This window comes from Mycobacterium sp. DBP42 (assembly GCF_005924235.1).
Classification (GTDB): Bacteria; Actinomycetota; Actinomycetes; order Mycobacteriales; family Mycobacteriaceae; genus Mycobacterium; species Mycobacterium syngnathidarum.
This window is the reverse complement of sequence record NZ_VCMY01000055.1, coordinates 26212-35712: the sequence shown is the minus strand read 5'-3', so window position 1 is coordinate 35712 and position 9501 is coordinate 26212. Positions and strand designations below refer to the sequence as shown.

The 9501-nt window shown below is 68.3% G+C and carries 10 protein-coding genes; 1 reads left to right on the top strand and 9 read right to left on the bottom strand.

Annotated features, from left to right (window positions below):
* Window positions 1-124 precede the first annotated feature (124 nt).
* From E0T84_RS28955 to E0T84_RS28940, 4 genes are read right to left on the bottom strand one after another with little or no spacing between them, the layout of a single operon-like run.
* Entirely contained in the window at window positions 125-937 is an 813-nt protein-coding gene (locus E0T84_RS28955; protein ID WP_075909928.1) for a thioesterase family protein, read from the bottom strand.
* Window positions 938-981: 44 nt separating this feature from the next.
* Window positions 982-1827 carry a sugar phosphate isomerase/epimerase gene (locus E0T84_RS28950; RefSeq protein ID WP_070185198.1) on the bottom strand — a complete coding sequence of 282 codons (846 nt, stop codon included), beginning with the start codon at window positions 1825-1827 and terminating at the stop codon, window positions 982-984.
* A gap of 22 nt (window positions 1828-1849) precedes the next feature.
* Window positions 1850-2944 carry an FUSC family protein gene (locus E0T84_RS28945; RefSeq protein WP_075909927.1) on the bottom strand — a complete coding sequence of 365 codons (1095 nt, stop codon included), beginning with the start codon at window positions 2942-2944 and terminating at the stop codon, window positions 1850-1852.
* A gap of 29 nt (window positions 2945-2973) precedes the next feature.
* The gene (locus E0T84_RS28940) at window positions 2974-3945 is read right to left on the bottom strand and encodes a Ppx/GppA phosphatase family protein (RefSeq protein ID WP_070185200.1); all 972 of its coding nucleotides are present in this window, start codon (window positions 3943-3945) and stop codon (window positions 2974-2976) included.
* A 149-nt stretch (window positions 3946-4094) separates the two neighbouring features.
* Between E0T84_RS28940 and E0T84_RS28935 the strand changes: the two genes are divergently transcribed.
* A complete protein-coding gene (locus tag E0T84_RS28935; RefSeq protein WP_075909926.1) occupies window positions 4095-4871 on the top strand; it encodes a hypothetical protein in 777 nt (258 codons plus the stop codon).
* 9 nt (window positions 4872-4880) lie between these two features.
* On the opposite strand, the gene regX is transcribed toward E0T84_RS28935, so the two are convergent.
* The 5 genes from regX to mshA all read right to left on the bottom strand — a co-directional run bounded on the left by regX (window position 4881) and on the right by mshA (window position 9500).
* A complete protein-coding gene (regX, locus tag E0T84_RS28930) occupies window positions 4881-5567 on the bottom strand; it encodes a two-component sensory transduction protein RegX (protein ID WP_070185202.1) in 687 nt (228 codons plus the stop codon).
* A gap of 8 nt (window positions 5568-5575) precedes the next feature.
* Window positions 5576-6763 (bottom strand): cell wall metabolism sensor histidine kinase WalK, encoded by a 1188-nt coding sequence (locus E0T84_RS28925; protein WP_070185203.1) that lies wholly within the window; start codon window positions 6761-6763, stop codon window positions 5576-5578.
* Window positions 6764-6906: 143 nt separating this feature from the next.
* The gene (locus E0T84_RS28920) at window positions 6907-7650 is read right to left on the bottom strand and encodes a phosphoglyceromutase (RefSeq protein WP_070185204.1); all 744 of its coding nucleotides are present in this window, start codon (window positions 7648-7650) and stop codon (window positions 6907-6909) included.
* Between the two features lie 51 nt (window positions 7651-7701).
* On the bottom strand, window positions 7702-8199 hold the full coding sequence (locus E0T84_RS28915) for a YbjN domain-containing protein (protein WP_070185205.1): 498 nt from the start codon (window positions 8197-8199) through the stop codon (window positions 7702-7704).
* The gene (gene mshA / locus E0T84_RS28910) at window positions 8196-9500 is read right to left on the bottom strand and encodes a D-inositol-3-phosphate glycosyltransferase (RefSeq protein WP_070945891.1); all 1305 of its coding nucleotides are present in this window, start codon (window positions 9498-9500) and stop codon (window positions 8196-8198) included. The genes E0T84_RS28915 and mshA overlap by 4 nt, the downstream gene beginning before the upstream one ends.
* Between the last annotated feature and the right edge of the window lies 1 nt (window position 9501).

The following is a 9501-nucleotide window of genomic DNA, read 5'->3' as shown; positions in this document are numbered from 1 at the left end:
TGTCGATCATCAAGCAATACATCGACGGACAAGCCCGACCACCTTGAACGCCGGGCTACGCCCGCCGACAAACGGGATGGGCTCACCCCGGACTGAAGTCCGAGGCTTGCGCCCAAGAATCCGGTCAGCTGGGCGCGGGCACCATCGCCAACTGGCGCGTCTGCACGATGATCCGGCCCTCGCAGTCGACCACGATGTGATCCTCGTCGAACCAATCCTGGCCGATCTGAACCGAGGTGCACATCACCCGCAGCCAGCCATCGGCCGGCAAGGCCCGCAGATAGGCCGTCAGCTGGACCGTGGGCGCCCAACCGGTGCGTTCCACGGCAAAGGTGACCGGGGCCGACACATCGCCGCACAGCAGCGCGAACAGCACGTCGGGAGCGACGCCCTTCGGACGCACCCAGTACTCGAAAACCGGGGGGCCACCGTCGGTGCGCGGGCCCATCGTGTGCAGCGCAGGCCGGATGTCACAGCCGTGCGCCAGGTGCACGACGTGCTCCATCGGATGCCCAGGGCCGATCGGCTCCAGCCCGGGCGGCGGCTCCGGCGTCATCAACGGGATCACCGGGTTGAACGACAACAGCGGGGGCACATGATGCTCGGGCTCGCCGAGGGTGACCGAGGCGGTCACCGCAGTGCGGTCGCCCTGGCGCAGCTCCACATCCACCAGGCCGATCCGGCGTCCGCGCTTACGCACCGTCGTGACCACCTGCATCGGTCCGGGATCCGGCGCCCACAGGAAGTTGCCGGACACTGCCAGCGGTTGCGCCGACGTGCCCAGCTCGGTGCGCGCCGCATTGGCGCACAACGCCAGCATCGCGCCGCCGTGCACCTTGGGCCCGATCGTCCAGTGCTCGTTGAGCTCACCTTGATAGACGCCGTCACCGGCCGGTGTCAGCGCCATGGCATCGGTGAACAGGGTGGAGCCGGTCATGTGCGGTCCTTCTGCAGGAGTGGTCAGGGCTCAGATTCGGCGCCTCAGCGCAACAGGTGTGTGCGGGCGAACTGCAGCGACTCGGCCAGCAGCGCCTCGCGCTCGGCGGCGGTCTTGGCCGCCGACGTGGTGACCTCCAGCACGACGTGGCCCGAGAAATCGCTCGCGGCCAACATCTGGCACACCTCGGCGGCCGGCTGTGTGCCGCGGCCGGGAACCAGGTGCTCGTCGGTGGACGCGCCCTTGCCGTCCGCCAAGTGCAGGTGCACCAGGCCGTCGCCCATGCGCCGGGCCATGTCCAGGGCGTCGGTGCCCGCCGTGGCGGTGTGGCTCAGGTCGAGCGTGTAGTGCGCGTGATTGCCGTCCAGCGGGTCGTAGGACGGTGCGAACGCGGAAATACCCGGGCCGGGCCCGCCGCCGCGCTTACGCATGCGCTCGATGGACGTGCCGCCCGCACCGAAGAACCGGTCGGCCCGAAAAGGGAACATGTTCTCCACCGCCACCAGCACCTCGCTGTCGGCCTCCAGTTGCGCGACCTGATCGCTGAAACCCTCGGCGTAGCGGCGCTGCCAGCGGAACGGCGGATGCACGACGACGGTCTGTGCGCCGAGTTGTTCGGCGGCGCGCACGCTGCGTTCCAGTTTCGGGATCGGGTTGGCGCCCCAGACCCGCTGCGAGATCAGCAGACAGGGCGCGTGCACCGACAGCACCGGCACCCCGTAGTGAGCGGACAAGGCCGCAACAGCCTCGACGGACTGGCTGACCGATTCGGCCCACACCATCAGCTCGACACCGTCGTAACCGAGCCTGGCGGCGTATTCGAACGCGGCCTCGGTCCTCAGCGGATAGACCGAAGCGGTGGACAGGCCGATCTTGATGGCTGGGCGCACAACCCAATTGTGTACTGGAGTATCAACTCGCCTGCAGCAGCGCCAACGGCCCGAAGGTCACCAGCGCCCCGACCGCCACGGCGGTCAGTGTGCTGCCGATGTCCTCGGTCTTGCGCACCACCCGCACGCCTCCGGCCAGGCCGAGGATCACCAGCACGCCGAGCACGAGCGCGACGATGGTGTTCCACTTCCACAGCTGATCGAAGGCGACGAACAGGCCGGCACCGAAAGCCACCGCGATCACGCACTGACCGACGATCCACAGCCCTCGCACCAGCGGCGAGCTGGGCCCGGTTTCCTCGTCGTACTCGTCGTACTCGTCGTGCTCGTCGAAGGCATCGGCCTCGCGGGCCCCCTCGGACAGCTCGTCGTCGAGTTCGTCGACACCGCCGCGGGGACGGCGCCGAGCGTCGTCGACATCCGAGTCACCGCCGAACAGCGTCCCGATCGAACCGTAGGAACGGTCCCCGTACTCGTCGTCGTAGTCGTCGTATGCGGCGTCATCGGTGTCCACCGCGTCGATGTCGTGGACGTCGGCTTCGACCAACGCGTCGGCCGGCTCGTCCTCGTCGAGGTCGTAGAGCGGATCAGGGCTCATGCGCTCGGCGCCGGTGCCCGACGGTTGGTAGTCGCGCGCCGGGCGCTTGTACGGCGCGCGGCGCGGGCGAGGCCGAAACTCGACGGGTTCCGGGTCGGCGTCGCGCGCGGCCAGATGCGCGTCGTAGTCGTCCTCGGCCTCGGTGCGCACCTCTTCGGGCTCGGCCGGCCTGGCGGGCGGCTCGACCCGAGCCGGGCGCGACCCACCGTTGCGGACCCGGGGCTCGTCGCGCCGCGGTTCCGGCGGCGCCTGCGGTTCGTCCAGGATCGGTGCCACGACGGCGGTATCGACCAGTGGGTCAGCGGCGGGAACCGACGCCTCGTGGGGTTCGAACTCGATGTCATCGGTGATGATCGGGATTTCGCCGGTGAGTTCGGCGACGGTCACCGCGTCGCTGTTTCCGCGACGACGCCGACGACGACCGCCGACCGGGGGTGCCCCGATCGTCCCGTTCTTCGCCAGCAACTCCGCTACCGAGATCGGTCGGGTGCCGGATGGGTTGTTCTCTGGTCCTGTCATACCTATGTTGCCTTTGGGGCTAGCTGTCCTTAACGTCCGGCGTCCCGCGCCGACGTCTCTACCAAGGCTGTGCCGTCGGCCTCGCTGTCGAGTTTCCGCAGAATCAACCCTTCCCGCAACGCCCAGGGGCAAATGTCGACGGAATCGATCTCCAGTGCTCGCATACTAGCTTCAGCTACCAAAGCACCGGCCACGATCTGTGGTGCCCGCTCGGCACTCACCCCTTCCAGCTCGGCACGGTCAGCCGCTGTCATCCTAGAGATGAAAGCTATGAGCTGTCTTAATCCAGCCGCGGTGAGGGTTCGCTTCACCCGCGGGCCCGCCCCCGACGGCGCTGCCCCGGTCAGTCGGGCCAGCGACCGAAACGTCTTCGACGTCGCCACCGCCAGGTCCGGATTTCCGGAGCGGCGCATCGTCGCACCGGCATCGGCGAGTTCGTTGGCCAGCCAGTCCCTCAGCATCGCGACCCGGCGCCGCCCAGGTGGGTCCTCGGCCAACCATTCCCTGGTCAGCCGGCCTGCGCCCAGCGGCAGCGACAGCGCCACCTCGGGCTCTTCGTCCACCCCGCTCGACAGCTCCAGCGATCCGCCGCCGATGTCGATGTTGATGATCCGGCCTGCGCTCCAGCCGTACCAGCGGCGCACCGCCAGAAAGGTCAGCCGCGACTCGTCGACACCGCTGAGCACACCGAGGGACACCCCCGTCTCGGCCCGCACTCTTGCCAGCACTTCCTCAGAGTTGGTGGCGTCGCGCACCGCGGAGGTGGCAAACGCCATCAATTCGGCACATCCCGAGCTGGTGGCGATTTTGGCGAACTCGTCAACGGTGGCCACCAAGCTGTCCGCCCCCTTGCGGGTCAGCTTGCCCGAGCCGTCGATCGCCTCGGCCAGCCGCAAGGCCGCCTTCGTGGAGCTCATCGGGGTCGGGTGCCCGCCACGGCGCGCATCCACCACCAGGAGGTGAACCGTGTTACTACCGACATCGAGCACGCCTAACCGCACCGCACCAACCTAACCGCAGCCGACCAGCGCTTCGTGGCCGGACCTCCCGCAACCCGCGGCAGCGGCGGACGCGGGTTGTGGCATGCCCCACCGCGCGTCGTACCGCGGTTGGGAAATGCGTTCCGCCATATGCGAGTACCGTTTGCGCCGTGACAGATGTGCATCCCGGCGAAGTCGAACTCGACTTTGCCCGCGAATGGGTGGAGTTCTATGACCCGGAGGACGCGACACATCTGATCGCGGCCGACATGACGTGGCTGCTGTCCCGCTGGACGTGTGTGTTCGGCACGCCGGCCTGCAAGGGCACCGTCGAGGGCCGCCCCGACGACGGCTGCTGTTCGCATGGCGCGTTCCTTTCTGACGACGACGACCGGGCCCGGCTCGACGACGCCGTCAAGCAACTGACCGATGAGGACTGGCAGTTCCGGGACAAGGGGTTGGGCCGCAAGGGCTACCTGGAAGACGACGAATACGACGGCAAGCCCAACCTGCGGACCCGAAAGCACAAGGGCGCCTGCATCTTCCTGAACCGTCCCGGCTTCCCGGGCGGGATCGGGTGCGCGCTGCACAGCAAGGCCCTCAAGCTCGGCGTCGAACCGCTGACCATGAAGCCCGACGTGTGCTGGCAGTTGCCGATCCGGCGCAGCCAGGAATGGATCACCCGGCCCGACGACACCCAGGTCCTGCGGACCGTCATCACCGAGTACGACCGTCGCGGCTGGGGCGAAGGAGGCGCGGACCTGCATTGGTACTGCACCGGCGACCCGGCCGCCCATGTGGGTGCCCGCCCGGTGTTCGAGTCCTACGCCCCCGAGCTCATCGCGGTGCTCGGCGAGAAGGCTTACGCCGAGTTGGCCGCGATGTGCCGGCGCCGCAGCGCCCTGGGCCTGGTGGCCGTGCACCCGGCGACCCGCGCGGCCGAGTGACCCGGCGGCTCAGCCCTCCAGCTTGTAGCCCAGGCCCCGCACGGTGACCAGGTGCACCGGGTTGGCCGGGTCGGACTCGATCTTCGACCGCAACCGCTTGACATGCACGTCAAGGGTTTTGGTGTCGCCCACATAGTCGGCGCCCCACACCCGGTCGATCAGCTGACCACGGGTGAGCACCCGGCCACTGTTGCGCATCAGGTACTCCAGCAGGTCGAACTCCTTGAGCGGCAACGTGATCTGCTCCCCGTTGACGCTGACGACATGCCGTTCGACATCCATCCGCACCGGGCCGGCCTCGAGCACGCCGTCGCCGATACCGGGGTCGTCGGTGTCGGCGCCGCGCCGCAGCACCGCCCGGATCCGCGCGATCAGCTCGCGGGCCGAATACGGCTTGGTGACATAGTCATCGGCGCCCAACTCGAGGCCGACGACCTTGTCGATCTCGCTGTCGCGCGCGGTCACCATGATCACGGGCACGCTGGACCGCGCACGCAGTTGCTTACAGACGTCGGTACCGCTCATCCCCGGCAGCATCAGGTCCAGCAGGACGATATCGGCGCCGGAGCGCTCGAACTCGGCCAGTGCGGAGGGACCATCGGCCACCACGGTGGCCTCGAAGCCTTCCTTGCGGAGCAGGAATGCCAGGGGATCGGCCAGCGACTCCTCGTCCTCAACGATCAACACGCTGGTCATCGGTCTCGCTAATCCTCTCGGTCGTCTGAGCCACTCTTGGGCTCATCGGTTTCGGGAAAGGCCGGGATCGACAACGTGAACGTCGACCCGGTGCCCGGCTGACTCCACAGCCGGATGGTTCCGTTGTGGTTGGCGGCCACGTGTTTGACGATCGCCAGGCCCAGCCCGGTGCCGCCGGTGGCGCGCGACCGGGCCTTGTCGACCCGGAAGAACCGCTCGAAGACCCGCTCCTGATCGGCCTTGGCGATTCCGATACCGCGGTCGGTGACCGCGATCTCGACACTGCCGCCCCGCCGGCGCCGGCTGACGGATATGCCGGATCCGTTGGGCGAGTATGCAATTGCGTTGGACACCAGGTTGGCGACGGCGGTGACGAGCAGGGTCTGATCACCCAGAACGCGGTAGCCGGTCGGTGCGTCGGTGGTGATGGAGATGTCGGCTTTGTCGGCGGCCACCTTGTGCCGTGACAGCGCCTCGGACACCACGGTGTCGACGTCGACGGCGCCCAGGTCCGGCAGCCGCTCGGCGCCCTGCAGCCGGGACAGTTCGATCAGCTCTCCGACCATGTCGGCCAGCCGCAGCGATTCGGCGACCATCTTGTCGGAGAACCGGCGCACCATGTCCGAATCGTCGGCGGAGGCCTGCAGCGCCTCGGCCAGCACCCGCATGGCACCCACCGGGGTCTTGAGCTCGTGGCTGACGTTGGCCACGAAGTCCCGCCGGGTCGCTTCCATCCTGGCGTGCTCGGACTGATCGTCGGCGTAGACGACGGCGAACCGGCGGTCCTCGTCGGACAGCAACCGCACCCAGCCGCGCACCGAGATGCCCGAGCGTCCCGGGTGCGGAAGCTTGCGCGGCGACAGGTCGACGTCGATGGGCTGGCCGGTGGCGAACACCTGCTCAACGGCCCGCCAGGCCCGGTCGTCGAGAAGCCGGTCGCGCACGACGCCCAGCTCGGTGGCCCGGTCGTTGGCGTAGACGACGTCGTTGAACGTGTCGACCACGACGATGCCGTTGGGGGATGCGGAGACGATGTGCTGCAGCATCTGCGACACCGTCATACCCGCCTCATCGGCTTCGCGACGCTGCCGCCTGGCCATGAGGCGGGGTACGACTGCGGCGGCCACACCCGCACCGACGATCAGCGCGAGCAACGACACGACCGCCGTCAGCAGTAACGCCGACACCAAGCTCACGCGAAAATCGTACGCACCCGGTGAACGTCATCCCAGCAGCGTGCGGCCAAAACGGGACAAGTCACACCGACAAATACAGGAGTTCGGCTGTCGTTAACCCCCGGTAACCTGCCGTTTGCCGGCAGGCCCGAGTGTCCAGCGAACTATTTCTTGGCGCCCTGCGCGGCGACCGCGGCAGCCCCGGCAGCGGCTGCCTCCGGGTCGAGGTACTCACCACCGGCGACCAGGGGCTTGAGGTTGTCGTCGAGTTCGTAGCGCAGCGGGATACCGGTCGGGATGTTCAGGCCGACGACCTCCTCATCCGACATTCCGTCGAGGTATTTGACCAGCGCGCGCAGCGAGTTGCCGTGGGCGGCGATCAGTACAGTCTTGCCGGCCCGCAGGTCGGGCACGATCGTGTTCTCGTAGTACGGCACGAAGCGCGTCACCACGTCCTTGAGGCATTCGGTCAGCGGGCCGCCGCCGATGTCGGCGTAGCGCGGGTCGGCGTCCTGGCTGAACTCACTGCCCTTCTCGATGGGCGGCGGCGGGGTGTCATAGCTACGCCGCCATGCCATGAACTGCTCTTCGCCGTACTTCTCCTTGGTGGCGGCCTTGTCCAGGCCCTGCAACGCGCCGTAATGCCGCTCGTTGAGCCGCCAGTCGCGGTGCACCGGGATCCAGTGCCGGTCGGCGGCGTCCAGGGCGAGGTTGGCGGTGGTGATCGCGCGGCGCAGCAGCGAGGTGTACACCACGTCGGGCAGCACGTCCTGCTCGACCAGCAGCTTGCCGCCACGCACCGCCTCGGTGCGGCCCTTCTCGGTGAGGTCGACGTCGACCCATCCGGTGAACAGGTTCTTCTGGTTCCAGTCGCTCTCACCGTGGCGGAGCAGGATCAGCGTCGGCATTGGTTGGTTTGTCCTCCTCGCGTGCGGGCCAGACGATCTTCTCACGGACGCTCAGTCGTCGATGAGGTGCTCGAAAGCTTCGAGGTTCTTCAACGACTCGCCGCGGGAAACCCGCCACTCCCACTCTTTCTGGATCGACGAGCGGAACCCCAGCTCCAGCAAGGTGTTGAAATCGGAGTCGACGGCTTCGAGCACCTGGCCCAGCACCCGGTCGATCTCCTCGGCGGTGACCGAGTGCAGGGCCATCCGGCCGACGAGGTAGATGTCGCCGACGTTGTCGAGGGTGTAGGCGACGCCGTAGAGCCTGCGGTTGCGCTTGAGCAGGAACCGGTAGACGCCTTCGAAGTTCTCGTCGGGCTTGCGGCACACGAAGGCCTCGACCCGCACCGAGTGCTCGCCGATGCTCAGGATGGTGTTGGTCTTGAGCTTGCGCTCCCCCGGCAGCTCGACCACGATGCCGGGCAGTCCGCCGTGGGCGCCCTTGTGGTGCTGGTAGACCAGCTCGTGCTCGTCGAGGGTGTCGGTGATGGTCTTTGCCACGTCGCTCATGTCCGCACCCCCCGACGCAGGGCGAACCGCCGCCCGGGCCTGCGGCCCGACGGCCTGCGGTGGCGGGACCGGTAATCGCTCATCGCATGGCCGTAGCTGGTGAGCAGGGCGTCGACGGTGTGGCCCCAGGAGAACTGCGCGGCGTGAGCGGCGGCGGCCACGCTCAGCGGGCCGGGATCGCGCTGCAGCACGTCGTCGATCGCGGCCGCCCAGTCGTCGACGTCATGGCCGTTCACCAGGGCTCCGCTGACCCCGTCGGCAACCGCGACCGGCAGCCCGCCGACGGCTGCCGCCACCACCGGCGTGCCGCAGGCCTGGGCTTCGATGGCGACCAGACCGAAGGATTCGGAGTAGCTGGGCACCGCGACCAGATCGGCGGCGCGGTACACGTTGACCAGTTGTTCGCGAGATTGTGGAGGCAGGAACGTCACGCGATCGGTGATACCCAGTTCGTCGGCCAGCCGAATCAGGGTGTCGGGTTCGGCCAGGCCACTGCCGGACGGCCCGCCGGCCACCAGCACCCGGACCCCGGGCAGTTTGGCCGCGGCACGCAACAACACGTCGGGCGCCTTGAGCGGCTGGATCCGGCCCACGAACGCGACCACCTGCTCGCGGGGTTCGATCCCGAGCACCGCCCGCGCCGCATCCCGGGACCCGGGGGTGAAGGCGTCCAGATCGACCCCCGGATGCACCACGTCGATCCGCGTCGGATCGGCATGGTGAAGTGAAACCAGTTGCTGTGCTTCATGTTCGGTGTTGACGATGAGACGGTCGGCCTCGTCGACCACCTGCTGCTCCCCCACCGCGCGCAGCGGTGGCTCGGGCGAGTCACCCGCGGCCAGGGAGGCGTTCTTCACCGCGGCCAGGGTGTGCGCGGTGTGCACCAGCGGCACCGCCCAGCGGTCGGAGGCCAGCCAGCCGACCTGACCCGACAGCCAGTAGTGCGAGTGCACGACGTCGTAGTAGCCGGGCTCATGGGTCGCCTCCGCGCGCAACACCCCCGCGGTGAAGGCGCACAGCTGGGTGGGCAGGTCGTATTTGTCCAGGCCCTCGAACGGCCCGGCCACCACGTTGCGCACCAGCACCCCCGGCGCCACCGGCACCACCGGGGCGTCCGACGACGAGGTGGCCCTGGTGAAAACCTCCACCTCGACACCGCGACGGGCCAGCTGCAGCGCCGTCTGCAGCACATAGACATTCATCCCGCCCGCATCGCCGGTACCCGGCTGCGCCAGCGGCGAGGTGTGTACGGATAACACCGCAACGCGGTGCGGGATCTCGAGGTCCGTGGCTAGACGCACA

Excerpts from the sequence above, each read along its gene's own strand:
- E0T84_RS28915 (WP_070185205.1), bottom strand. The coding sequence starts at position 8,199 with ATGAGCGACGTGGCAAAGACCATCACCGACACCCTCGACGAGCACGAG.
- E0T84_RS28945 (WP_075909927.1), bottom strand. The coding sequence starts at position 2,944 with ATGACAGGACCAGAGAACAACCCATCCGGCACCCGACCGATCTCGGTA.
- E0T84_RS28955 (WP_075909928.1), bottom strand. The coding sequence starts at position 937 with ATGACCGGCTCCACCCTGTTCACCGATGCCATGGCGCTGACACCGGCC.
- regX (WP_070185202.1), bottom strand. The coding sequence starts at position 5,567 with ATGACCAGCGTGTTGATCGTTGAGGACGAGGAGTCGCTGGCCGATCCC.
- E0T84_RS28920 (WP_070185204.1), bottom strand. The coding sequence starts at position 7,650 with ATGCCGACGCTGATCCTGCTCCGCCACGGTGAGAGCGACTGGAACCAG.